This window comes from Trinickia diaoshuihuensis (assembly GCF_003390925.1).
Lineage (GTDB): Bacteria > Pseudomonadota > Gammaproteobacteria > Burkholderiales > Burkholderiaceae > Trinickia > Trinickia diaoshuihuensis.
In genome coordinates, this window is record NZ_QUBS01000060.1 from 1 (window position 1) to 25,167 (window position 25,167).

Here is a 25,167-nt window from a genome sequence, read left to right on the forward strand (position 1 = left end):
TCGACAATCAGATTCTCAGCTGAAACCTCCACCGCCTTCAACTTCCCGCCTCAACTCCCCCGTACACCACATTCGACTTTAGCTCGGGTAAGTGCGCATCCCTGCCTAGGATCTGCATGATCTCGTTGGCCGGCAACTCCTTCGTCCCGAATGCGATCGTTGAAGGAGTAGTTTTCATCACATCCATGGTCGTCGTAATGCCTTTATTTGCTACGGACCAGGTTCCAGCCCAACTTGCCAAGTATTCCACTCGAACAGGATCGGGCGCACTATTTCGGTCGACAACTGTCATGATCCCGCTGCTGTTATATCTTCCATTTTTAAAGAATTCGCTGGTACCTCGAAAGCCGAGGCTAACGCGTCCGATCGGACTGTATTCCCAGTAAGTATTCCACCGACCGAGGAAATGCGGATCTGTTGTCGTCTCCGAAAAAATGCTTCGAACTTTACCAACAAAATCGACGGCGGTAGAAATGTAACTCATCGCAGCAACTATCGTCGCGATGATTACACCAAGCTTAATCTTTTTATTCACTTTGGCGTTTGTCGAGTGGATCTTGTTGGATAGCATCGCTCGCCTGTTGTAAGCGGTTTGGATAACAGTGAAAATCATACAATGCCTTGGACGTGCAACCAGCACAATGGTCGCATTTAGCACGACGGCAGCCTTGTCAGAACCTATTACGCAGGTTACCTCCGGGTCAAACAATACCGTTCATTCTAGCCGCTGCGTTCTGTACGACCGAACACACGCGGAAGCAGCAATCGAGAGACCGCTGATTAGCTGACCGTTCACGGTCGATGGGTATCAATCGTCACATCTGTCTTGTTCACCAATACCGAAACCGCCTATCGCCTTCCCGAGGGTACGTCAGAACCGACCGTTCTCGACCTTCGCGGAATCCCATTTACCAAGGCGGGCTGCTGTGACGAGCATGCCGACCGTGATAGGAATGCGATCGAGCGCCTTTCGCCGCTTTCGCGATAGGGCTGTGACGAGTATGAGCAGAAGGCCGGACCCCTCGTCCATAAAGTAGCGCCCCGACGCGAAATCGCCTTCGTCGACCTTGAACCGGGCGAAGAAGGCTTCCATGAACGTTTCGCCTTCCATGCCGGTGATGCCGAGGTCGTCTTCGAGCGTCGTTGCGGTCGTGATGACCTTGCTCTTCGACAAACCGCGCTCCTTGCGCACGAAAGATTCGACTTCTTCGAGCAGCAGCGAATTGCTCATAGGCGGTCCTCGGGCTTCACGAGCTGGTTGTAATGAACGGCGCTGCGGTAGCTGATTACCGACACGTCGTAGGCGAGGATGACTTCGCCGATGATCGGGACGGTGCGACCAACGAAGACGCCGATGTTGCGCGTCCAAAGAATTTTGAGGCGCCGGACACTGCCGAGCGTTAGCGTCGGCAGGATATCTTTCTCTATCTTGAAATCGAGGTGCCTGCGGGCCACCCGTGATGCTATCGACGTACCAATCGTCGCACCCTTCGGCTTGCGCCTCGTGGGAAGGAACGGCCAGCCAATGATCAGCAGTGCTAGGCCGGTTAGCTCGTCAACGCCGAAGTGCTGTGCGGCCTCGTCGAGCATGACGAGAAAGAACAATTGCGGCGGCGTAAGGTTTGCGTGTATGCCGTATGTGTAGGTGTTGTTCGACACGTTTTGGTCCTCGGAGTCAATCAGGGCGAGAACGTATCAGAACTCGATTCATCTGAGAATAGACAGGCCGGGCTACTCCGTGCAGCGCGTCGGCCAGCCTAGCGGTCGTGCCTCATTACGTCGCGTCGTCCAGCGGGATGCTCTCGTTGTTGCGATCGCGGCATAGCCGGGATAGTCGTCGCATGAACGACATCCGACACCCAAGCAATTTTCCGCCGCTGACAACCGAGCAGATTCGCGAGTTGGCTGCCTCGATCCGCGAAGTCTTTGGAAGCAGCCTCTCGCGGGAATCATTCGCCGACAAACTGTTGATATTTCTCGAAGACGTGCCGGGATACGAGTCCGGAGAAAATTCGATCGATTTGATAGCGGCAGCGTGGGCCAAATACGCCGATCGTCATCCGTGAGCGGCTACTTCTGGCGGTGTCGTTTCGCCAGCGTGGAGGCGAACACGATGAAGCCACTCTCTATAGTGACACGCACTATGAGTGACAACACGTGAGGGTGACTGTCGTCGCCCCCCGGTTGTCACGGGAAGATCTCAGAAGGTCAAACGGGGTGAAGGGAATGCGCAAGCTGGAAATCAGGGTCACTGGGGTGGGGCACGTCGCCATCGCAGCCATTGCGGCACTTACGCTGCATACAGGCGCTTGCAAGGCCGATGAACTCGGCCCGAGTTGCAAGCAATACCTTCAATTGAAGCAGCAATGCTTAGCGGCAAGAGCGAACACGATCGAGTCGAACGGGCATGCGCAAACCGCGCGCGAAATTCGACGGAGCATTCCGTTCGAAATGCATCAGGCGATTGACACGCTGGCAAAAAATAGAGAATTCTCGAACGCCGATTTCGTCGAGCACCGTTGCGCGGAGGAGGCTTGGTACATCCAGAACGCGAATAGCGCTCAAAACCCCCGTCCAGAACGAAGCGTGCAGCTATGCAGCGTCACGACCAGTTGGCCGGAAAACTACAAAATCACACCCGAGTATGACCCGAAGGTCGAGGAGCGCATTCGCAAGATGGAGGCAGAGGTTGGATTGTATGAATAGTAAATCGATATCAATTGACGGGGGTTCCTGTGAATAAAGTGATGGGGACCGCTTCCTGCAAGCTTAGTTTTGGCGTGCTCGCAATGGTTATTTCCTTTGCCTCATTTGCGAAAACTCCGATTGATGTCACGCTCGATTTTCTAGCGGGGCCGAGACTAGGAGGTTCGCGAAGCTTCAACTGTCGCGAAGCCATAGACGGGAAGGTGACTGACGAGCACGCTATGATCTGATTCGAAAATCCCAGGTAGATCAATGGGATAGGAGAGATGCGGACGAGGGTGATGTGAAAACTGTCACTGTTCCTCGTGGGGTTTCATGCTGGAAGCAGTCGTGTCGGTCGTGATTGCTCGTCGACGTTACCCTGATCCGAAAGTCCATTCTTCGTCAGCTCCTGAATCTCTGCTTAGTCTCTTTCTGGTCGTCCCTTGGCCGATCCTCTGTGGTGTGTCGGCGGCGGTCAGCTCTGACGGGAAGTACGACGTCTAGGGCACGCCAGAGCATCGGATGTACGTTTATAGACGAGCTTTTTTTGTATTGCCCGTCCGATATGCCCCGATCATCGAGATATGACCAGCTTACTCGCTCTGTTGCTTCCGGTTTAACGCCAACGATTGATGTGGTATAGAGGACCTTTAAAATTTGAATGAGGAGTGAGTTAGCGCTTCTCTTGTTGTTTAAATATTCATTTGCCGCTAATCCAACTGGATCGGATTCCGGTATCTGAATCCAGTGTTCTTGGATGCATTCCTGTAAATGAGTTTCAGTGATTTCGGAATATCTGAAGTGAGTATTCCGTCCGCGCAGAATCTCGGTGCAAGCCTCCAGCGATGCATAGTGACTAATCCATTCGTCTTTCAGAGAGCGCAGCCTGCCGATCGAATATTTGCGTTCCGCATCCTGTACAGTTGATGGTGTTACAAATTCCTTCCCTTCGCAAAGTTCAATGCAGCAATTCACGAAAGCTATCACATCACGCGGACGCAGCAGAGTTCGGCTAAGAAGGTAGTCAATGGCGGACTCGCCTCGAACGGAGCCGCGGAAAATGTCCTCGAAAGTAACTTTTCGCTGAGTGTACTGTTCCTTGATCAATTTCTCGATCCGTAAATCGATCATCTGCTTTAATTGAGCTTTACTCCATCGCAATCTAAGAAATAGCCCTTCAAATTTCTCCTCCTGGAAGCCTGCGTCACGGGTCTCTTCGAACACGGTGCGCAGGAGGTCTTCTCGTATTGCTACCACGGCCTTCACTGAACGCACGCGCTGAAAAGCTCGAACGGTTTCTATAAGGGCTCGAATCAGCTTGAATCGAATTCTATCGTCGACCCATGATTCATCGAGTCGATCAATGACTAGATAAAACCGATTTTGTGGGTCGGTAAAGATCTCGTCCGCGAGTAGCGTGATGATTTCACTGAGTTCGCGAACTTGATTGTCATTGACGACGGATTGCGCCTTATGTAAGACCTCTGATTTTATTTCGTCGGAGAGGGTGTGGGCTCCAGACGCGTTGAGTGTTATTCCATACGCTTTAGCGTCAATGGCGGACGATAGTTTAGTTTCTAGTTTTGAGGTGAATTCTTTGACTCGTGTTTCGGTGTCTTGCCAGAAATGATCATTCCATTGTTTTAGATAGTCGACGGCGCGCTTTTTTGCTTGATCTCGCTGAAAAAGGTCGCGCAACTGATCTAGAAAACCCCATGGGTCATTTGCGGAGATGCGATACCGCTTTCGAAGCAACTCAATTACGAAAACGTGACGCCACAGGAGTTGGTAGAAGAGGTCGAGCTTTACGCCGGCTGACTCAAAGAACTGGATGATGTCGGAATTTGCCACGTAGCTCAGCGATAGCTGCTCCGCGCGTATCTCGACTGCATTCGAGTGCGATTCAAGTAACCGTGAAAGTAGCGCGCTCTTACCTGCACCGACTCGTCCAACGACGATGCGTTTGGGGTCTTGGCAATCCTTCAATGAGTCGAGGTCACCGGTGTCGAGGAAGCAATCGCGTAAGAATCGCTCGTCCGATTCAGCATCCATCGCGCCGACGGAGCTATTTCTGCGAAATACATACCGCATAGCCCTTCACCCCGTAAATGTTTAGGGAGTCATCGTATCATTTGCGTAGCGGTTGCGCGATCCGGGTCAAACCTTAGAATGCGAACACCGTGGCATAGGAAATTCATATTAAATCAATATCGATTTTGGTGGGGCGATCGTGCTGGCTGGCCAGTGGTGGCCATTGGAATTTCGCGATGATCACTGGCATGCGAATCGTAGTTGGTCGCTCGCCGTTGCCCCGAAGGTCGATCTGCCGGACCCTGGGCGCACTTTCAACGAACGGAGTGCGATCATGGTCGATCAGAAGCAAGGTGCGATGAGCAAGGACGAGAAAGCGGGCAAGCCTGTTGCCAACGATTCGAAGGCGGGTGTGGTGGTGTCGGCTGCAAATGCAGCAGGGAACGATACCGCAGCGAAAGCGGCACCGGCTACTCTGACGAAGATGGAGTTGGCGACGGAAATCTACAAGCGGATGCGGATCGTCAAGGACGTGACCCGAAAAGACATCATCGAGAAGTTCATCGCTGAGGTGAAGCTGACGAAGGCCGGCGCGAGCACCTACTACCAACTGATCAAGGACAAGCACGAGCCGATGGGCAAGAAGTGACGTTGCAGGCGTGCAGAAACAGGCTCTCAGCGAGAGCCTGTTTCCCTAGACATCGATCGTATGTGTCCAGCTAGGGACGCCATTCCTTGAAAGATACGATACTAAATTCTTGTCCCCGAAAAAACGCACTTGGCCTCCAGCGCTAAACGCCAAAGCAGATTGATCGACCTTCAGCCCAGAGGCGCGTGCAGCTTGAGTGAGCTGAACGAGGAGGGCACCGTTATCACCGGTGGTCGATTTTGCCGTGAAAACTGCGAAATCAATCCATCCGCCGGATGTTGCTCGTTCACGCAGATGCGCGAGTTCAATTTTCATGTTTAGTCCTTGAGTTTGTATCGACCGCGGTCTGCGCCGCCTACGAAGCCAAATTCTGCATGCCGGTATACAGCGATGACGCAGTGGATGTGAGTTCGCGGCAGCACTGGGACGTCTATTGCGTTGGCCAGAATACCTACGATGGAAGAAGATTGTGCGTCGCCCAATCGACGAATTCCACGACGTAAAGGCGAAAGAACAGTCCAGCACGGAGGCCGGTTGTTACCGCTGCTCCAGCTTTGTCGCGGACGCTCATGGCCGTTTCCACGCTATTGGTGGAGTACACGTACTCTGCCGGGGGCAGATGAGCGCTCTGCCCGTTCTTCAAGCGAATTAACGTGCCGAAGCCAGCTGAGGACATTCGCTGATGCAACTCTGCATAGTCCTTGCCGTTTGCGTCATGAATCAGCTCAACGCGGATGTTGAAATTCTTCATTGTCGCCCCTATATCGTATTGGTGATCGCGAAGGTTCGCGTTGGTCGAAGCCGTCCCGGGCAAACCCGGGACGTGTGTTGCGGTCGTTACTTCGACTTGTTACGCAATACGATGCGGAACGGCTGACCGTTCGGACGACGAATTACTCGCCCTTTAACGGTGATGGTCATCCGGTAGATGACTTGTTGTTCGCTGTTTTTCGTAGCCATGCGAGGCTCCTCTATCAGCGATCTCAACATGGAACTTGATGTTAAAAGCCAACCGGCGTTGACAACCCTGCCGCTAAGGCATATAATCGCCGTTCTTACATAGCATCACCAAGACGTTGCACTCATGAGATCTTTTGAGTGTCACGTTTTACTATCAAAGGTCTCTTGCGCGCCAACGCACGAGACCTTTTTTCTGCGTGCTTCTCTGTCAGCCGCGTCGTCCGCGTAAGACCCAACCGTCGGGCGTACTTTCCACCATCTCCATACTGGAAAGGTGCGCTGCCAGATTGTTCATCTCGTTCTTGCCGCCTACCTCGACGCCCCTCATCCTCAGGTACTCGAGCAGCTCCCGTGTTTTGACCGGTCCTGAACTAGCTTCTAGGACGTGTACCACTATCGGCGCGAGGCGGCGACGGTCGCCTGTCGACACCTCAACTTCCTCTATGGGCCCCACCCTGCGACGATAAGGGTTGCTCGGGCTGGCATGCATCTCAAGATGAGCCGGCCAGTTACTCGTCGTTCCTGCCGAGAACATCGTCGCAACATGTTCAAAGGCCCCGCAGATCGCGTCGTCCAAGCGTTGCAATTCTTCCTGCAAAGCACTGATTTCTTGCGCGATATGGCGTCGCCGAGCGATCATTTCCTGCACAGACGGCATACGCCCCCCTTTTCTGATTGGGATCAATTATACCGATTTCACAAACGCGCGCACAAAATTCACAAAAAAATTGTGAGATATTGGGAAGTTGCACAAATACGACATATAGATTGACACAATAAACTTTGTGTGATAGCGAAATCACGGGCCGTTTAAGGGTGTTTAAATGGAAGGCTGCCGCCACGCGCTAAGGCGCAGGTTGAGCGAGCGGATTGAAGGACTGCGTGAGCGTGCTGAGCGGAGCGGTGACTGCGAGGGGAGTGGCAGTCCGATTAACAGCTAACGACCATGGGAGGACGGGCTACCGTGCGGTTCGGTGGTGCAAAGTTGGAGTTGCTTGCCACATATTGTTAGCTTCCTGCGATTTAGCATGGCGTGGAAACTGGCATCGCCGTCAAAACCGCACAAACAATAGGTTTTCTAGGAGCAGAGACGAAACGCGATGCGAGAACGCGCGTGAATAGTGGCTTTGATTAACGCGTAGGGGCTTGGGAAGCTAGGGTAATAGCCATTATACGACGCCCGCAGAGCCAGCGATTCTACAGGTTTTTTGGCGGTTTGGGGAGTGACATTGTTTTGGATGCTGGCATTGAAACTGGCGTGGCCCGATCGTGGGGCGGTGACATCGCGCGTTACCAATCATCGGCTCGCAAATGACGCCGGCTGAATCATCCAATACCTTGAAGCGGGAGAAGAAGGCTCCATGAAAATTTCACCTTCCATGCCGTTGATGCGGAGCTCGTCTTCAAGCGTCGTGGACGCGGTGATGACCTTACTCTGCGACAAGCCGCGCTTGTAACGATTGACCTATTCCCTGGCCGTAAAAGTTGGGGCAAAGTACGCGCAACGGCGGTCGGGCACCTTCATTGTTCTACGACTGGCAAAACGTCGAATGCGCTACATAGCGCCGGCGGGCGGATCAAACACAAGGTTCAAACAACTACTTCGAAGACGGGGGCGAACATGACGACGTTAGGGGACCTTTTGAGCTGGAGCCAGATAACGGCCCCTTCGATGAACTTCGGCATCCAGACCGCTGCGATCGGGCATTTGCAGCAAGCCGTCGACATCATGGGAGACAACTGGTCGGCCTTTCGGCGAACAATCATCCTGCAAAACAATTTGGCGATTCGCGAAAACATTCTGCTAGGTTTTCTCAAAGCTCAGCCTGCGGTGCTTGCAGATATTGCGTTCGTCAACACTGAGTTGATCGATAACCGTACGAGCATTCCGCTGAACACCGGCTCGCTGCACCAGTTGAAAACAGCTTGGCCAATGGTTCAGATTCACCGCCCGCATCTGAGAAAGTTCTATGCGAGCCGTGGCGACACCCGGCTGCGAGACCTCGTCAAGCTCATCGCGCCTGTTGCGCACGGGCCCTATGTCGCTTCGACCGTGGATATCCTCAATGCGATCGGCGTGTCCGTCAATGCGATTACTTCCGGGAATATCGGCTACCGCGGCAATTTCGACGGAATCGCTCGAGGGGAGGACGGCATCACGATCGGGGCGATCTGCAGGCTGCTCAGGCTGCATCCGCCGGGGTCAGTCTTCCCCGGCTTTGCAGCTTGGGGAGACGGCGACCATTCCTCGCCGGCGATGAATACTCGGTTCCACTTCATGAAGCACGTTCTGTTCATTTCCTCCGACCCTGGGCTAACCAGCTTTACGGCGAAACTGTTGACCGCCGCTGCGCTCAACGAGAACACTACCGTCGAGGCCACCCGTGATGCATTCGACGTGCTTACCGAGGACGAGGAGGGGCCCGCAACCGCCGACGAATGTGCGGACTGGTGGCGAACGCTGAAGATCGTGCTGCCGAGGCAGGTGTGCGAGACCCTTATCGACCAAACGGACCCAGACAAATCGAAGGTGCTTCGTCTCTGGTGTCCGGATACGGAACTCCTACACGCCTACGTCGCCGAATTCGTTAGATCCCGCGTGATCGAAAGAAACCCACGACTGCTCGCATGGTTCTTCGAACATTACCAGGATGCCTATCGCGATTACGCTATTACGCGGAGTCGAACGTTAAAGGACATCGTTGTCAGTTCGAACGGCGCAAAGGTTTTCGTGGCCGGGACCAACGGCAAGGATTTCATTATCGGCCGGCTCGACAACACCACGGGTAACCTCGGTATCTCCTCGTGCTACAAGCCCGCTGTCCCAGCCGAAAAGATGAGCGGGCAGCACAGTCAAAAGCTTTGGGCGCTGGCGTAGTCGAACCCAAACGCGCGGCCTATCGGCAAATCGTATCGGCCAGCGTATCGAACACATACGGTGATCCATACGAAGACGTCCCGGGATACGAGTCCCGTGATAATGCGATGGCCTTGACCGTCGCCACGCCACAGCCCGCCGACCGCCAGACCGCAGCGACCAGAAATGGTGCCGATGTCTGCACCAAAATGAGAAACCCCCTGCGGTGAAATGAGCCCCTCAGTCCTCGCTTCCCCGGCACCTCCCGCCTGCGAGCCGCGCCGTTCCACGATTGGCCTGTTACTTGCATCGTGCCGCCGCAGTCGCGCCGCATGCCTGTACATGAAGCGCGTCGCCACGCCACCTCAAGTTCGGGAATCAAGATGGAACACAAGCTGCACCGCACGCGCCGCCGCTGGCTCGCCGCATTCGTCGCCGCCGCTGCCTTCGTTTTCTTCGCAGCACAAGCCGCGCACGCCGATGCACTCGATGCCATCGCCAAGCGCGGCACGCTGCGCGTCGCAGTACCGGAGGATTACCCGCCGTTTGGCTCGGTCGGACCCGACATGAAGCCGCAAGGCTACGACATCGATATGGCGACGCTGCTCGCCCAATCGATGAAGGTGAAAGTGGAACTCGTTCCCGTCAATAGCGCGAACCGGATTCCGTATCTGCAGACCGACAAGGTCGATCTCGTCATCTCATCGCTCGGAAAAACCCCCGAACGCGAGAAGGTCATCGACTTCTCCGCGGCCTACGCTCCGTACTTCCAAGGCGTGTTCGGTCCGGCCGACATCACCGTCAAAACCCCGGCCGACCTCGCCGGCAAGACGGTTGCAGCCACGCGCGGCGCGCTCGAGGAAATCGCCCTCACGAACATGGCGCCGAACGCGACGATTCGCCGCTTCGACGACAACAACGCGACCATCCAAGCGTTCCTCTCCGGTCAAGTCCAACTGATCGCAGCGGGCAACGTCGTGGCGGCCGCCATCATCGCGAAGCACCCGCCGCGGATGCCCGAGATGAAACTCATCATCAAGGATTCGCCGTGCTACGTCGGCCTCGGCAAGAATGAGCCGCGTCTGCTCGCGAAGGTCAACGCGACGATCGAGCAGGCGAAAAAGGACGGTACGCTCCAGGGCATTTCCAAGAAATGGCTCGGCCAACCGTTGCCCGCCACGCTCTGAAACTTCCCGCATCGAACTCGCTGCCGCGGTGCCGAGGGCGGCGAGCAGTCCCCGTGATTTGTTCGGCGGTATCGTTCATGAGTTATCAATTGCAGATCGGCGAACTCTCGGCTTATGCCGGCGTGTTCGCCAGTGGCGCCGCGGTGACGCTGGCGCTGACCGCGGCGTCGACGCTGTTCGGCGTGAGCGTGGGCGTGCTCGGCGCCGCGGCGAGCGACAGCCGCAGTGCCTGGCTACGCCGGCTGACCTTCGCGTACGTCGAAGCCATTCGCAATACGCCGTTTCTCGTCCAGATCTTCTTCGTATTCTTCGGCCTGCCCGCCCTCGGCATTCATATCGGCGAGTACACGGCGGCTGTTGCCGCGATGACGCTCAATCTCGGTGCCTATTCCGTGGAGATCTTGCGCGCGGGCATTCGGGCCGTACCCAAAGGACACCATGAGGCCGCCGCCGCGCTCGCGATGTCCCGCCGTGAAACGTTCGTTCACGTCTTGCTGCCGCAGGCCTTCGCCAAGGTATTTCCCGCGCTCGCGAGTCAGATCGTGATTACGATGCTCGGCTCGGCGGTGGTCTCTCAGATATCCGTCGCCGATCTCACCTACGCGGCCAGCTATGTCCAATCGCGCAACTTCCGCGCGTTCGAAACTTACTTCCTCATTGCCGGCATCTATTTCCTGATGGCGCTCGTGTTGCGCGCAGCGCTCTCGGCGGCGGCCCGCAGGCTCTTCGCACGCAACCTGCGAGGTGCGCGATGATCGAGTTCACCTTCGGCCAGATCGTTGAAGCACTGCTTCTCGCAGCGCGTTGGACGGTCTTGCTTTCGCTTGTTTCGTTCTTCGCAGGCGGGGCCGTCGGCCTCGTGCTGCTCGTCATGCGCGTCTCGCGCTCACGCGCATTGCGTGCACTGGTGCGCGTCTATGTCGAGGTGTTCCAAGGTACCCCGCTGTTGTTGCAACTGTTCATCGTGTTCTTCGGGTTGCCGCTCGTCGGCGTCGATGTTTCCCCCTGGGTCGCGGCAACGCTCGGGCTCACGTTTTTCACGAGCGCCTATTTAGCGGAAATCTGGCGCGGATGTGTCGAGGCCGTGCCCAAAGGCCAATGGGAAGCCTCCGAAAGCCTTGCCATGAATTACTTCGAGCAATTGCGCCACGTCATCCTGCCGCAGGCAGTACGCATCGCCGTCGCGCCGACAGTTGGTTTCGGCGTACAAGCGATCAAGGACACGGCGCTCGTTTCGATCATCGGATTCGCGGAACTCACGAAGGCCGGTACCCAAATTTCGAATGCGACGTTCAAGCCTTTCGTCGTCTACGGCCTCGTCGCATTGATCTACTTTGCGCTTTGTTATCCGCTCACGCGATACGCGCGCACGTTGCAAAGGACTCTGTATGCCGCTCGTTGAAACTCTCGGTGTCGAAAAGCAGTTCGGCGCAAACCATGTACTGAAGGGCATCGACCTTTGCGTCGAGCGCGGGCAGGTCGTGTCGATCATCGGCCGCAGCGGATCGGGCAAAAGTACGTTCTTGCGGACGTTGAACGGGCTCGAGAGCATCGATGCCGGATCGATCCGGATCGACGGCGCGCATATCGACGCCCGTCATGCCGACTTGCGCGCATGGCGTTTGAAAGTGGGCATGGTGTTTCAGCAGTACAACCTGTTTCCGCATCTGACGGCCGGCGAAAACGTCGCGCTGGCGCAGACCGTGGTGAAGAAGACGCCTCGGGGCGAGGCGCGTGCCCAAGCCGAAAAGATGCTCGAGCGCGTCGGGCTCGGCGATAAATTCGGCGCCTATCCCGATCAGCTTTCGGGCGGCCAGCAACAACGCGTGGCCATTGCGCGGGCGCTCGCCATGAACCCGAGCGTGTTGCTGTGTGACGAAATCACCTCCGCACTCGATCCCGAACTGGTAGGGGAGGTGCTGAGTGTCATCGAAAGCCTGGCGCGCGAGCACATGACGCTCATCATGGTGACGCACGAGATGCGCTTCGCACGCAAGGTGAGTGACCAGGTCGTCTTCATGCACGAAGGCCGCGTATGGGAAAGCGGCCCGCCCGAGGAGATCTTCGACCGGCCCTCGACTGTGGAATTGCGCCGCTTTATCCAGTAACGCGAGATTGCCCGCTGCCGTGCGATAGCGGTGGTAATCGTGAGAGGTGATGGTCGGAACGAAAACATCTCATTCGATTCGTTCCGGTAGACCATATCCCGTCGTTCCATCCATCGAAATGTAAACGTTCTTGAGGAGTCCATAACGACTTCAAAAAACGCAACAATTGTCAATCGGTTCATTTAGTGGGATTTTTCGTACAAAATATTGCCACGGCGTACATCTTCAACGAGAATCCATTGCAAGCCGTCGGAATCGGTCCCAGCGGGAACGATGACCGTGAGAGTACCAACGGCAGGACGTCAGACGGGCCGTCTGCGTCGAGAATAACGATGCACTCGTAGCACTAGCTGAGGCACGATAACGATGAACACCTCAAATCAAAGACTTGAGCAAACGTTTGGCGAGACCGGCGCCGAACAGCCGCTGCCCATGCATGCCTCCATGCGTGGTCCCGTCCTGAGTCTGGCTCCTTCCCCGTCCGATTGATCACCCGCCCTGACGGGCATCCGTTGGTTTTGGTCCTGCGCCTAGCGCAACACGTCCCGATCCGGGATGGTTCGAATAGTCCGCAATCCAGGCGGACGAAGCGCGCCGTGCGCTTGCCGAACGGTGTGCGGTTGTCGGATTAACGCATCCGGAGCGTTCGAGGCGTTTGCTTCGGACAGGGCGAGATTCATTGCCGATCGATTAGTTAGGGATCCTAACTAATCGAGGGGCGACTATTGCCTGTGAATTCGTATTTGCAGTCCTTTTTTTACCGAATGACATGGGTGTGACGAAGCTCGCATGAATGCGCTTGATAGGCCGTGCCGTAGCTTCCGTTCACGCTTTTTTCCTCATTTAAATTTCATGACAAACGTGCGGCAAGATCATGAACAAGTCATATAAGACGATCTGGAATGAAGCCTTGGGGGCTTGGGTGGCGGCGTCGGAGTTGGACCGGGGCCGCGGTAGACCGAGCGCGGTAGCGGGGATAGCTCGCGTTCCAAGGGCGAGCAGCCGCGGGGCCGGCGGCGGCGCGATCACGGCGATCGCGGCCGCCATCGCACTCTGGGGAACGCTCATCTCCGAGCACGCCCAGGCGCAATACAGTGCAGGTACGGGCTCTTCGGCAAGCGCGGGCAATTCGGCGGCAGTCGGCATCTCGGCCTCGGCCTCGCAGGTCAACGCCAGCGCGTTCGGCAATTTCGTGACCGCTAGCGGGACAAGCTCCGTCGCGATTGGCGCGTTCACGGGAGCGACCGGGGACTATAGCGTCGCGATCGGCAATTCGGCACAGGCGACGCAATCAGGCGCAGTGGCGATGGGAAGCGGCGCGAACGCGAGTGGTGTCAGTTCCACCGCGATCGCAAACGGCGCGACGGCATCCGGCCAGCAATCGGCGGCATACGGCTGGGGGTCTCGTGCATCGGGCGCGTTCTCGACGGCGCTCGGCAACCAAGCGACGGCCAGCGATACCGGCGCGATCGCCATCGGCAATCAGGCGACGAGCGCGATCGCCGCAGCCGTCGCCGTGGGAAGCGGCGCGCTGGCCAATGGCTCATCGGCCGTCGCGATGGGCGTCAACAGCGGCGCGTCGGGTATCGCGGCTATTGCCATCGGCGCAGGCGGGACAGCCGGCGTGCCGGGTTCAGGCACGCAAGCATCGGGCGACAAGTCCCTCTCGCTGGGGTTTAATACCACCGCCAGCGGTATTTATGCCGCGGCATTGGGTCAATTGGCGACAGCCTCCGGCACGAGCTCTATCGCCATCGGCGTGAATTCGACCTCGTCCTCGATGTTCAGCGTCGCGTTGGGCAATCTGGCGAAGGCGACCAACACCTCGTCGATCGCGCTGGCCGCGGGCGCGACAGCATCGGGGATCGGTGCGGCTGCAATCAGCATCAATTCGACAGCCTCCGGTGGAGACGCGATCGCCATCGGCGCGAGTTCCGTCGCTTCGGGAAACCAGGCGATCGCACTCGGCGCCGCTAGTACGACATCCGCCGCCGACGGCATTGCCTTGGGCGTGTCGTCCACGGTGAGCGGGCAAAACGCGGTCGCCCTCGGCATTTCGTCGACAGCTTCGGGAATCGCCTCCACGGCAATCGGCAACACCTCGAAAGCGTTGGCCGCATCGACGGTCGCCCTAGGCGACGGCAACACGGTCGCGGCCGCGTCCGGCACCGGCTCGATCGCCGGCGGCCACAACTCGCAAGTGACGAGCGGCACGGGAGCCGTGGCCCTCGGCGAAGCGCAGACGGCTAGCGGCAACGGCGCGGTTGCGATTGGCGATCCGGGTTCGGCAATCGGCACGGGCGCAGTCGAATTGGGCTCGAATAACACGGCGAACGGCGATGGCGCGGTTGCGATCGGCAACAGCAACAACGCGCAGGGGCAAGGTTCGGTCGCGCTCGGCAATGGATCGAGCGCGGCGGCGGCGGGCAGCCTGGCGCTGGGGGCAAGCGCCGCGGCCAACAATACCAACGGCGTCGCACTCGGCTCGGGTGCGGTGGCCACGAACGCCAACGACGTCGCGCTGGGCGCGGGGTCGACGACGGCCGCGCCGAACCCGACGCCGACCGGTTCCATCGCCGGTAACACGGTCAACTTCGCGGGCGGCAATCCGACGAGCGTCGTGAGCGTCGGTACCAGCGCGGCACCGCGCCAGGTCACCAACGTCGCCGCCGGTCAGATCACGAGCACGAGCCTCGATGCGATCAACGGTTCGCAACTGTTCCAAACGAACCAAGCGGTCACGAACATCTCGACCTCGCTCACGGGGCTGACGACGTCCTTCAACACGCTCAACCACGAAGCCGTGAAGTACGACGCACCGGGCGGCGTCACGAACTTCAACAGCATTACGCTAGACCCGGGCGGCAGCGCGACCCAAATTCACAACGTTGCGGCCGGCAGTTCGGCGACCGATGCGGTCAACGTGTCGCAGCTCACGTCTACGGTGGCCGCGAGCGCCACGCACTACTACAGCGTCAACGACGGCGGTACGCAGCAAGGCAACTTTACGAATAACGGTGCGACCGGCAACGATTCGATCGCGGCGGGCCCGAACGCCACGGCGTCCGGTGCCAACGGCGTGGCGCTGGGTTCCGCGGCGACATCGAGCAATGCGAATGCCGTCGCGCTCGGCAACAACGCTCAAGCGACGGTGGCCAATTCGGTCGCGCTCGGTTCCAATTCGACCACCACCGCCAATCTCGGTCAGGCTGCGTACAACCCTGGAACGGGCGTCTTGGCCGGAACGGCGCCCATCGGCGAAGTGTCCGTCGGCTCGGCCGGCAACGAGCGCCGCATCACGAACGTGGCGGCGGGCTCGGCGGCGACGGACGCGGTCAACGTGAGCCAGTTGCAATCGGTGGAATCGCAACTCACGCAAACGCAAAGCAACGCCTTGCAGTGGGACCCGACGGCCAATGGCGGCGCGGGTGCGTATAACGCCGACCACGGCGGCACCGGCCCGAACAAGATTACGAACGTGGCGGGCGGCACGATCAGTTCGACGAGCACCGATGCGGTCAACGGCTCGCAACTGTTCACGACGAATCAGAACGTCAGTAACTTGACGAGCACCGTGAACAACATCGCGAACGGTGCGGGCATCAAGTACTTCCACGCGAACTCCACGGCTGCGGACAGTCAAGCGGTAGGCACCGACAGCGTCGCCATCGGACCACTCTCGGTCGCGAGCGCAAACGATTCACTCGCGGCCGGCAACGGCGCTCAGGTGCAAGCGGCCGCCACCAACGGCATGGCGCTGGGAGCCGGTTCGACGGTGTCCGTCGCGGGCGGTATCGCGATCGGCTCCGGTTCGGTGTCGGACCGGACGATCACCACGTCCACCTCGCCGATCGCGGCCGGTACGCATTCGATCCCGGTTAATACGACCGATGCAACCTTGCTCGGCGCGGTGTCGTTCGGCAACGGCACGCCCGGCAGTCTGAGTTACCGTCAATTGACGAACGTCGCGGACGGTACCGCCCCCAACGACGCCGTCACGATTCGACAACTGACGGGGGCGCTGCAAGCCTTCTCGGTCACTTCGACGAAGTATTTCCACGCCAATTCGGCGGCAGCCGATTCGCTTGCGGTGGGGGCGGAATCGGTCGCCGTCGGACCGACGACGGTCGTCAACGGCGACAACGGCGTGGGTATCGGCAACGGTTCGATCGTCGAGCAAACGGCACCGGGCGGCGTGGCGATCGGGGAGGCGGCCACATCGGTGCAGGCCGATGCCATCGCGCTCGGCAGCAAAGCGACGGCCAGCGGCGCGCAATCGATCGCGCAGGGCGCTAACGCGAATGCCGGCTTCACGGGCGGCGTGGCGCTCGGCTCGGGAGCCACGAGCAGCGCCGTCGATGCGCTGGCATTGGGCGCCGGTGCGAACGCGACCTTCGCCAATAGCGTTGCGTTGGGCGCGGGTTCGGCAACCACCATCGGCGCGCTGAGCAACTACATCGCGTACGGATTGAGTTCTCCGCAAACGTCGTTCGGCGAAGTCAACGTCGGCGGACGGCAGATCACGGGCCTAGCGCCAGGCCGCCTCGGTACCGATGCGGTCAACGTCTCGCAGTTGCAAGCGCTTCAACAACAGCTCACGACGCTCATTACGAACAGCGGCAACTTCACGTCCTCGCCCACCGGCAGCGGCGGCAGCAATACGCCGTCGTCGACCGGTTCGAACTCGTCCGCCGGCGGTTCCGGCGCGGTGGCCTCGGGCTCCAGCAGCACGGCGCTCGGCAATAGCGCCTCGGCAACCGGCAACAATACAACCGCTGTGGGCGTAGGCGCGAGCGCGACAGGCAACGGCTCGACGGCGATCGGCTCGGGGAGCAACGATGGCGGACGTACGAATGTCGTGGCCGTCGGGTCCACCACCTCGACGCGGCAAGTCATCAACGTGCAGGCCGGTACGGCGCCGACCGATGCGGTCAACGTCGAGCAGTTGAACAATACGCTACAGCAGGCGAACGCCTATACCGACAATCAGCTCGCGGGGCTTCGCAGCAATTTGGACTCGTATCGCCGCGATGCCGACGGCGGAACGGCCACGGCGATGGCGGTGGCCGGTTTGCCGCAGCCGACGGGGCCGGGCAAAAGTATGGTCGCGCTTGCCGGTAGCGTCTATCGCGGTCAATCGGGTCAGGCGCTCGGCATCTCGACGATTTCGGAAAACGACCATTGGGTGTACAAGGCGGCCGTCTCGACGAATACGCGCGGCAGCTACGGCGCCGTCGTCGGCGCCGGGTATCAATGGTGATGGCGATATGAATCCACTCGAATCCGTGACTACCATGAACAATCGAACGCTCAAGGCGGCCCTCGTAGCGGCGTCATGCTTGATCGGCCTTGCCGCATGCGCCGGCCCGACCGACACCGCTTTTCCCGCTCCCGATCTCGCCACGACGCCGGACGGTACGTTTCCCAACCTCGACCAATTGCGCATGGTCGAGCCGGGCATGACGAAGGCGCAGGTGTATCCGTTGATCGGGCCGCCGCACTTTCATGAAAGCGTGTTCCATGTGCGTGTCTGGAATTACCTGTTCCGTTTCCGCGACGCCGAGGACAGCAAGAAAGCGCTCACCTGCGAGTATCAGATTCAATTCGACGCTCATGGCCGTATCACCCGCACGCGTTGGCAAGATCAGGCTTGCGAGCGGTTCGCGCCTGCTAAGATCGCCGCCGGTGTCGACGATAGCCCTAGCACGACGGAGAAGGTTCAATGAAAGGTTTCACCCGGGGATACAAGCTGGCCGGGGCATGCGCGCTGGCCATGACGTGCATGCTCGCGCACGGTGCCGAAGCCGGCGCGTCCGCCGACGAGTTGCTCGGCGCCGCGCAGCATGTGCTCGCGCAAATCGACGCCGGTCAGTACTCGGTCGTGTGGCAGGAAACGGCGCCCTTCGTGAAAGCGAAATATGCCGAGAGCGGCTTTGAAAGCGGATTGTCGAAACTGCGTCAGGCGGTCGGAAGCATCAGCCGTCGCGGATGGTCATCGGTGACGCGCTTGACCTATGCGCGCGATAAGGTCGTCCCCGATGGGCTCTATGCGAATGTCGACTACACCACCTGGCGCACCGACGGCCGTGTCGTCTATGAAAAGCTGAGCTTCCAACTCGGCGGCGATGGGCGGTGGTACTTCACCGGCTACGAGCCGCGTGTCGATCAGAACGCCGCATCGCAGGCGCAAGTGAGCGCGCGATGATCGCCGGCGCTCGGGCGCAATGGCTCGCCTTTCGCAAGCAGGTAGAGGCGGGGGCGTTGATCGATGCGTGGGAGGATGTCTCCGCTTGGTTGGCACGCACGCCCGACGATCCCGACGCCGCGACGGCGCAAGCCGAACTGTCGCGTCTATGCGGACGCTACGACGATGGTCGCCACTGGGTCGAGCGCGCATTGGCCGTGGCGCCCGCGCACGGACCGGCTCTTGTCGAGGCGGCTCGTTTAGCCATTCAAACGGGGGCGCAGGATCAGGCGTTGGAGTGGTTCGAGCGGGCGCACCGCGCGATGCCCGATGCGACGGATTGGCTGCCGGAGTGGGCGACGCTCGCGCATTCGATGCGCCGATCGGACGTCGGCGTGGCCATCTGCCGACATTGGTGCGAGCGCGAACCGGATCGGGCCGACGCCTGGTTTTCGCTGGGGTTGATCGAGCAGCAAGCGGGATCGCTCGATGCGGCGTTGAGCGCCTATGAGCACGCGATGTCGCTCAATCCCGATCTGGCGATGCTGCGCAACAATCTAGCGGCGTTGCGCTACATGCGCGGCGAGTACGAGGCGGCGTTGCAGCTTGGGGCCGAAGCGCTGCGCGCGGAGCCGAATCATGCACTTGCATGGACGAACATGGCCAATGTCCGGCTCAGGCTATTCGAGCCGGATAAGGCGTTGATCGCGGCACGGCGGGCTTGCACGCTGGCGCCGGATTTGGGGCTGGCACAACTTGCATTGAGCAACGCGGCGCGTGAGTCGCAGCAATGGGGCGAAGCATTCGAGGCGATCGTCCGGGCCGCGAAAGCATCGGGTGCCGATCCGAGGATCCAGTTTTCCGTCGCCATGTTGCAGTTGATGCATGGCGATTTCCAAAACGGCTGGATCAATTTCGAGGCGCGCTGGAGCGGATCGCCCGAACTCGAGAACGTCGAGGGTTTTTGCCCGGAAAGGCGTTGGCGCGGCGAGACGCTTCAGGGCAAAACCTTGCTCGTTTGGGGCGAGCAGGGGCACGGCGATGCGATCCAATTCGTTCGTTTCTTGCCGTCGATGATCCAACGCGTACGCGAGGCGGGAGGCAAGCTCGTCTGCTGCTGCTTCCCACCGCTCTTCGAACTTTTCAAACGAAGCTTAGCCGCCTATGACCTCGAACTGTTGCCGAGCGATGTGGCGCAACTGCCACCGTTCGACTATCAACTACCACTTGCGAGCTTGCCGCTTGCGCTTGGCGTCACGCTCGAATCGCTTCCGGCTCCGACATCGTATCTATTAGCGGATCCCGCTCGGGTTGAACGCTGGCGCGTCGACACGCGTGCTCGCGGCGATGGCAGGCTCAAGGCCGGGTTGGTATGGACCGGCAGCCGTAGCCATCAACGTAATCCGCTTCGCGCCATCGAGCCCGGGTTGTATGCGCGGGCGTTGCGTGAGATCGACGGTATCGATTGGTACAGCTTGCAGGTTGGGGCTGGCGAAGATGCCGCGCGCATGGCGGACGAGGGGTTGCCGATCGTCGATCGCACTGGCGAATTGACGACGTTCGACGACACGGCTGCCTTGATCGGCAGTCTTGACTTCGTCGTGACCGTTTGCACGTCGGTCGCGCACCTATCCGCCGCGTTGGGGCGACCCACGTACCTGCTGCTCGACGTCAACCCCCATTGGGTTTGGATGACGGAGCGTAGCGACAGTCCCTGGTATCCGACGATCAGACTCTATCGCCAGCGGTCGTATCGCGATTGGACGGCGCCGCTTGCGCAGTTACGGGCCGATCTGAGGGAGGTGGCGCGGCAGGCCGCCGCCGCTCGGGCGGCCTGCTAAATTTCCATCGCCGTTACGTAAGGCCCGCCCATACCGACAGCGCGATAGAGCCGAAGACGAGTGCCGCCGCGAGCGTTTTTGTCTTGTGCAATTGCGTCCACAGCAGCACGCCCGTCAGCGATAGCAAGATCATCGAGCCCGCGAGCGTATCGATCAGCAATACCCAGCCGATGCCGAGCCCGGTGCCGCGATGCAGATTGGTGAGCATAGCCATGAACGAATTCTCGCCGTGCTTGAGCGTGACGAACCCGTTGCCGATCCAGTATTCGACTGAGACGCTTTCTCGCGGCGTCGCGAACGTCATCTGCCAGTGTTCCGGCTGTAGCGTCTGGCGATCGCCCCAGGCGACCTTATGCTCGGGATCGCGCTGTACTCTGCCGAGCCGGCCGGGCAGCTTGTATTCCCGTTGCAGCCACGTGGCGAGCGCGCGCGGCGTGTCGGGCGCGGGAGAGGGCAAGGCGATCTGCACGGTCGAAACTTGCGGTGCACCGGTGGATATCCGCAGCGGCGGCGCGCGATGGTTCAGCAGGAAACCGGTCGCGCCGAACAGCAAACCTAATGCGGCGCCCCACAGCCCCACCCAGCCGTGGACGTTTCGCAGCCATTTGATGAATGTCGCACGCCGTCCTCGCGTGCCGCGCGCGGCAGTGGCCGCACTCAGCGGCGCACGCGCTTCCGATACGTTCACGGTTCGCTCCAGAGACGCAAAAGGTTGTGATAGCAGCCGACGAGATTGCGGCGCGCGAGTTCGTCGGCATCGGTCGCATTCAAGCGTTGAATTGCGTTATCCATATCGAACAACAGCGCGCGCTGCGTATCGCTACGGACGAGACTTTGTACCCATAGGAAGCTCGCCACGCGCGCGCCGCGGGTGACGGGCGTCACACGATGAACGCTAGTCGCCGGATAAAGCACCATGTCTCCAGCCGGCAACTTCACGGCATGCGTGCCGTACGTATCTTCGATCACGAGTTCGCCGCCGTCGTACTCGTCGGGCGAGGACAGAAAGAGCGTGGCCGACACGTCGGTTCGCAGCTTGATCCCGTTAGGCAGAACACGCACCGCACCGTCGACGTGATTGCCGAACGTCATGCCGCCTTCATAGCGGTTGAACAGCGGCGGATACACCTGGCTCGGCAGCGCGGCGCTGATGAACAGCGGATGCCGTTCGAGCGCGGCGAGCACGACGTCGCCAAGCTCGCGTGCGATCGGCGTGTGCTCGGCAATCTGCTGATTGCGTTTGACCGGCGCGCCGGAGTAGCCGGCCGTCGCCCGACCGTCGACCCAAGCGTCGCCTGCGGCATCGAGCCGTTGACGTACGCTCGATATCTGTTCGGCGTTCAGCACGCCGGGTATTTGTAGCAGCATGGAATCAAAGCCGGTATTCGAACGTGGCGAGGAGCGTGCGGCCGATGCCCGGTACCGAGCGGCCACCGTCCGACTGGATCAAGGCGTCGTAGTAGAACTTGTCCGTGAGGTTCAGCAGGTTCAGTCGCAAGTCCCACTTCTTCGCGTGATACGCCGCCATCGCGTCCCAGCGCGTATAGCCGCCAACCTGCACGAAGTTCGTATTCGCGGCATAGCGCGCCGACATATACGTCGGGCCGCCGCCGATCTCCCATTGCGGCGTGAAGCTATAGGTGGTCCACAACGTCAACGTGTTGCGCGGCGTATTGGCCGGCGTATGGCCTTGCGTGCCGTCGCGCGCCCGCAAGATCGTCGCATCCATGTACGTGTACCCGCCGAACAATTGCCAGTTCGGCAGAATATGACCCGTCACGCCCGCCTGGAATCCACGTACCCGAATGTCGCCGTCGAGCGTGTATTCGGTCGAGGACACTTGCGTGCGCGCGTTGTCCATCTCCTCCTGAAACAGCGCGGACGTCACCGACAAATTCCCGCCGAGCAAATCCCATTTGCCGCCCAACTCGTACGACTTCGTATGCTCGGGAGCAAGGTTCTGCGTGAAGTTGGTGACGGTGAGCGCTTCGAGCGACGGGTTGAACGAGGTACCGTACGAGAAGTAGTACGACTGCCAATCGGTCGGCTGATAGACCGCGCCGGCCCGCACGCTCGTGAAGTAATTCGTCTGGGCCGTATAACCCGGCGAGTTGACCGTGTTGCTGATATGCGCCTGAAAGCGATCCCAGCGCAGACCACCCACGACCTTCCAATGCGAGCCGATCGAAATCGTATCGTTCACGTAGGCGGCGAGCGAAGTCGCGCCCGATTGGGCGTAGTTGCCCGTCGTCTGCGTGACGTTCGACGGCGTGCTTTCGTATACGGGATCGAGTAGCGAAACGACCGGCAAGTTATTGCGCGTGTAGCCTTGATTGCTATACGCCTCGTAGCCGATCTCGGCGCCGGCGATCAAATCGTGGCGGATCGGCCCCGTGTCGAACTTGTAGCGCACCATCGAATCGTCGCTGATCGAGCGGTTCTGAATGACGCGGTCATGACTTTGCAACTGCACGTAAAGGTCCTGCAGCGGCAGGTTCGTGAAGTTGCCGGCCGTCAGTGCAGTGCTCGATGCGAGCGGTCCCGTGAGCACGGCGCGGGCGGCGGTTTCGCGCGCGTCGGTCATCGAATGGGAGATCTGCATCTGGCTCGACACCGAGAGCGAATCGGAGATCTTGTGATCGATGCGCGCTCTAAGCGATTGCACGTCCTGGATCGTACGATCGTCGGTTAGGCCGTAATACGTGTGTTTCGATGGGGCGAACGCATGGCCGTTGATCGACTGCACGCCATAGTCGGGCATGTCGTAGTTGTGCTGGATCAGCGCGGAGATCGTGATCTCGGTCGGCGTGCCGATCCCGAAGCGAATCGAAGGCGCAATGCCGTAATCCTTGTTCTTCATCTCGTCGCGCGTGGAGCCGATCGACTGGCCGAAGGCGTCGACGCGAAACGCGGCCGTATCGCTGAGCGGATGGTTCAGATCGACCGTGGTCCGGTAGCGGTCGCCGGTGCCGATCGTCGTCGAAATCTCGGCGGACGGCTTGCGGTTCGGGCGCTTGCTGACTTGATTGATGACGCCGCCGGTCGAGCCGCGACCGAACAGCATCGACGAAGGGCCGTAGAGCACCTCGATCGATTCGAGATCGAACGTGTCGCGATAGTACTGGTTGCGATCGCGGAACCCATCGAGATAGATGTCGTTTTGCGCGGTGAAGCCGCGCAGATTGATGTTGTTGCCGATTTGGCCGCCTTCCGCGCCGCCGATCGTAATGCCCGGTGCATTGCGCAGGCTGTCTTGGAACGAGGTGACGCCCTGCGACTGCATGAGCGCCTGGTTGATCACGGTGACCGACTGCGCGATGTCGCGCTGGGCCGTGGGGACTTTGGCGCCGACGGTGGCTTTGTCGGTCAGGAACTCGTCGCGCGCTTTGCTCGCGTCGATCCTCACCTCGGGAAGCGTCGCCACCGAGCCTGCCGCAGGCGATGACGGCGTGCCGGTTTTCACGGCAGAAGCAGCCGCGTCACCCGTGGGCGCTGCGTTGCCTGGCCGGGCAGGGGCCGATGAAACCTGCGCGTGCGCCGCAAGCGGAAGTGCCGTGACATGCAGCGCGAACGCCAGTTTGAGTGAGCGCGCGAGCGGCGTCCTGGTCAACAACATGTGAAACCCCTTTGTTCATCGTGCGTCCGCTGTCTATGCGGCAGGCGCTTGGTATGCGGGTGGGGCGTTTCCCGCCGCACCCGTGAGACTAGTAATGCAAATGAGAACGATTAGCATTACATAATATTGAGATGATTTCAAGCGTAATGTGGACAGACTGTTCTCGATGTTGAGTTTGGGGGCGGGCGGATGTACGACGAGAAGGGGTGAGGGCGTTATTCGCCGACGATGGCCACGATACCGAGGACGATGAATAGCACGCCGGCAATCAACTGCCCGAGCCGAAAGGCGCGTCCTCCGGGTCTAATGCCGGTCCGTAGTGGATGCGCAAGCACAATGCAGATAACGTCGGACAGCGAAAATAGCACGTTGGCGCAAGCGCCCAGCGCCAATAGTTGCCAACCGAGCCCGAGAGACGCGGCCGAATCGGTAAATTGCAGCAGGAACGAGAAGTAGAACAACGCCGATTTTGGATTCGTCGCTTCGATGAGCGCACTGGACGAGACGATGTTTCGCGGCAGGTCCGTGGTCTCGTTCATATCGGCGCGTGCGCGGATGCGCTGTATGCCGAGCCAAATCAGATAGCCGCCCCCGGCCACTTTGAGCGCGTGATAGATCGCCGGTGAGGTCTTCAAGATGGCGACGGCGCCGAGCGCGACGATACCGATCTGAAACAGCGCACCGAGATGGATGCCCAACGCCGACAGGAGCCCCGCGCGCCGGCCGTGTTGCAAGGTCAGCGAAACGGTTTGTAGCAAGGCCGGGCCGGGGATGAACCCGAATCCGATGCAGGTCAGGGCGAAGATGAGAATTTGCTCGGGCCTCATCAGACATCGTCTCCAACGACAATTCCCAACCGTCTGCATTCGTTGCGCACGCGATCGCGCGCAGTGGCAAGTTGGTCTTTCGACAGTTCCGGCATGAACGCCCGAATGTAATCGTCAATCGCGGCTTCGCGGTGAGCTAAAGTCGAATGTGGTGTACGGGGGAGTTGAGGCGGGAAGTTGAAGGCGGTGGAGGTTTCAGCTGAGAATCTGATTGTCGAA

25 protein-coding genes are annotated in these 25,167 nt (G+C 59.5%); 12 read left to right on the forward strand and 13 right to left on the reverse strand.

What is annotated here, in order from left to right; genetic code table 11:
- Positions 1–37: 37 nt before the first annotated feature.
- From DXT59_RS12350 to DXT59_RS12360, 3 genes are all read right to left on the reverse strand, one after another.
- On the reverse strand, positions 38–613 hold the full coding sequence (locus DXT59_RS12350) for a hypothetical protein (RefSeq protein WP_116137190.1): 576 nt from the start codon (positions 611–613) through the stop codon (positions 38–40).
- Positions 614–871: 258 nt separating this feature from the next.
- Positions 872–1,231 (reverse strand): DUF1493 family protein, encoded by a 360-nt coding sequence (locus tag DXT59_RS12355; RefSeq protein WP_116137191.1) that lies wholly within the window; start codon positions 1,229–1,231, stop codon positions 872–874.
- A complete protein-coding gene (locus DXT59_RS12360) occupies positions 1,228–1,659 on the reverse strand; it encodes an STM2901 family protein (RefSeq protein ID WP_116137192.1) in 432 nt (143 codons plus the stop codon). The genes DXT59_RS12355 and DXT59_RS12360 overlap by 4 nt, the downstream gene beginning before the upstream one ends.
- A 182-nt stretch (positions 1,660–1,841) precedes the next feature.
- Here DXT59_RS12360 and DXT59_RS12365 point away from each other — a divergent pair, with 182 nt between their 5' ends.
- The gene (locus tag DXT59_RS12365) at positions 1,842–2,066 is read left to right on the forward strand and encodes a hypothetical protein (RefSeq protein ID WP_116137193.1); all 225 of its coding nucleotides are present in this window, start codon (positions 1,842–1,844) and stop codon (positions 2,064–2,066) included.
- Positions 2,067–2,226: 160 nt separating this feature from the next.
- Entirely contained in the window at positions 2,227–2,706 is a 480-nt protein-coding gene (locus DXT59_RS12370; protein ID WP_162878057.1) for a hypothetical protein, read from the forward strand.
- Positions 2,707–3,090: 384 nt separating this feature from the next.
- Here the strand turns inward: DXT59_RS12370 and DXT59_RS12380 are convergent, their stop codons facing one another.
- Complete coding sequence (locus tag DXT59_RS12380) at positions 3,091–4,740, reverse strand: P-loop ATPase, Sll1717 family (protein WP_240324491.1); 1,650 nt, start codon at positions 4,738–4,740, stop codon at positions 3,091–3,093.
- A gap of 313 nt (positions 4,741–5,053) precedes the next feature.
- Here DXT59_RS12380 and DXT59_RS12385 point away from each other — a divergent pair, with 313 nt between their 5' ends.
- Positions 5,054–5,368: a hypothetical protein gene (locus DXT59_RS12385; protein ID WP_116137211.1), complete on the forward strand. Its 315-nt coding sequence runs from the start codon at positions 5,054–5,056 to the stop codon at positions 5,366–5,368.
- Between the two features lie 45 nt (positions 5,369–5,413).
- Here the strand turns inward: DXT59_RS12385 and DXT59_RS12390 are convergent, their stop codons facing one another.
- The 4 genes from DXT59_RS12390 to DXT59_RS12400 form a co-directional block, all read right to left on the reverse strand.
- The gene (locus tag DXT59_RS12390) at positions 5,414–5,683 is read right to left on the reverse strand and encodes a hypothetical protein (protein ID WP_116137197.1); all 270 of its coding nucleotides are present in this window, start codon (positions 5,681–5,683) and stop codon (positions 5,414–5,416) included.
- A gap of 136 nt (positions 5,684–5,819) precedes the next feature.
- Entirely contained in the window at positions 5,820–6,119 is a 300-nt protein-coding gene (locus DXT59_RS12395; protein ID WP_116137198.1) for a hypothetical protein, read from the reverse strand.
- 86 nt (positions 6,120–6,205) lie between these two features.
- Positions 6,206–6,328 carry a hypothetical protein gene (locus DXT59_RS31445; RefSeq protein ID WP_275895776.1) on the reverse strand — a complete coding sequence of 41 codons (123 nt, stop codon included), beginning with the start codon at positions 6,326–6,328 and terminating at the stop codon, positions 6,206–6,208.
- A 208-nt stretch (positions 6,329–6,536) separates the two neighbouring features.
- Positions 6,537–6,986, reverse strand: coding sequence for a hypothetical protein (locus DXT59_RS12400; RefSeq protein ID WP_116137199.1), 450 nt, complete (start codon positions 6,984–6,986; stop codon positions 6,537–6,539).
- Between the two features lie 1,014 nt (positions 6,987–8,000).
- Here DXT59_RS12400 and DXT59_RS12405 point away from each other — a divergent pair.
- From DXT59_RS12405 to DXT59_RS12445, 9 genes are all read left to right on the forward strand, one after another.
- Complete coding sequence (locus DXT59_RS12405; RefSeq protein WP_162878058.1) at positions 8,001–9,206, forward strand: hypothetical protein; 1,206 nt, start codon at positions 8,001–8,003, stop codon at positions 9,204–9,206.
- 362 nt (positions 9,207–9,568) lie between these two features.
- Entirely contained in the window at positions 9,569–10,372 is an 804-nt protein-coding gene (locus tag DXT59_RS12410) for a transporter substrate-binding domain-containing protein (RefSeq protein WP_116137201.1), read from the forward strand.
- A 77-nt stretch (positions 10,373–10,449) separates the two neighbouring features.
- Positions 10,450–11,127, forward strand: a complete 678-nt coding sequence (locus DXT59_RS12415) for an amino acid ABC transporter permease (protein ID WP_116137202.1) — start codon at positions 10,450–10,452, stop codon at positions 11,125–11,127.
- The gene (locus tag DXT59_RS12420) at positions 11,124–11,774 is read left to right on the forward strand and encodes an amino acid ABC transporter permease (RefSeq protein ID WP_116137203.1); all 651 of its coding nucleotides are present in this window, start codon (positions 11,124–11,126) and stop codon (positions 11,772–11,774) included. The genes DXT59_RS12415 and DXT59_RS12420 overlap by 4 nt, the downstream gene beginning before the upstream one ends.
- Positions 11,761–12,480, forward strand: a complete 720-nt coding sequence (locus DXT59_RS12425) for an amino acid ABC transporter ATP-binding protein (protein WP_116137204.1) — start codon at positions 11,761–11,763, stop codon at positions 12,478–12,480. Before DXT59_RS12420 ends, DXT59_RS12425 begins: the two co-directional genes overlap by 14 nt.
- Before the next feature lie 874 nt (positions 12,481–13,354).
- The gene (locus DXT59_RS12430) at positions 13,355–17,740 is read left to right on the forward strand and encodes a YadA-like family protein (protein WP_116137205.1); all 4,386 of its coding nucleotides are present in this window, start codon (positions 13,355–13,357) and stop codon (positions 17,738–17,740) included.
- 34 nt (positions 17,741–17,774) lie between these two features.
- Positions 17,775–18,206, forward strand: coding sequence for an outer membrane protein assembly factor BamE (locus DXT59_RS12435; protein WP_116137212.1), 432 nt, complete (start codon positions 17,775–17,777; stop codon positions 18,204–18,206).
- Entirely contained in the window at positions 18,203–18,685 is a 483-nt protein-coding gene (locus DXT59_RS12440; protein WP_116137206.1) for a DUF4019 domain-containing protein, read from the forward strand. Before DXT59_RS12435 ends, DXT59_RS12440 begins: the two co-directional genes overlap by 4 nt.
- Positions 18,682–20,505 carry a tetratricopeptide repeat-containing glycosyltransferase family protein gene (locus DXT59_RS12445; RefSeq protein ID WP_116137207.1) on the forward strand — a complete coding sequence of 608 codons (1,824 nt, stop codon included), beginning with the start codon at positions 18,682–18,684 and terminating at the stop codon, positions 20,503–20,505. The genes DXT59_RS12440 and DXT59_RS12445 overlap by 4 nt, the downstream gene beginning before the upstream one ends.
- A gap of 13 nt (positions 20,506–20,518) precedes the next feature.
- Here DXT59_RS12445 and DXT59_RS12450 read toward each other — a convergent pair whose 3' ends face one another.
- The 5 genes from DXT59_RS12450 to DXT59_RS30950 all read right to left on the reverse strand — a co-directional run.
- Positions 20,519–21,193 (reverse strand): PepSY-associated TM helix domain-containing protein, encoded by a 675-nt coding sequence (locus DXT59_RS12450; protein WP_240324492.1) that lies wholly within the window; start codon positions 21,191–21,193, stop codon positions 20,519–20,521.
- The gene (locus DXT59_RS12455; protein ID WP_116137209.1) at positions 21,190–21,873 is read right to left on the reverse strand and encodes a Fe2+-dependent dioxygenase; all 684 of its coding nucleotides are present in this window, start codon (positions 21,871–21,873) and stop codon (positions 21,190–21,192) included. The genes DXT59_RS12450 and DXT59_RS12455 overlap by 4 nt, the downstream gene beginning before the upstream one ends.
- A 4-nt stretch (positions 21,874–21,877) precedes the next feature.
- Positions 21,878–24,118: a TonB-dependent receptor gene (locus DXT59_RS12460; protein ID WP_116137213.1), complete on the reverse strand. Its 2,241-nt coding sequence runs from the start codon at positions 24,116–24,118 to the stop codon at positions 21,878–21,880.
- A 218-nt stretch (positions 24,119–24,336) separates the two neighbouring features.
- Positions 24,337–24,948, reverse strand: coding sequence for a LysE family translocator (locus tag DXT59_RS12465; RefSeq protein ID WP_116137210.1), 612 nt, complete (start codon positions 24,946–24,948; stop codon positions 24,337–24,339).
- Positions 24,948–25,167, reverse strand: a 220-nt coding sequence (locus DXT59_RS30950) for a hypothetical protein (RefSeq protein ID WP_205417418.1), incomplete at its 5' end; no start/stop codon positions are given. The genes DXT59_RS30950 and DXT59_RS12465, both read right to left, overlap by 1 nt.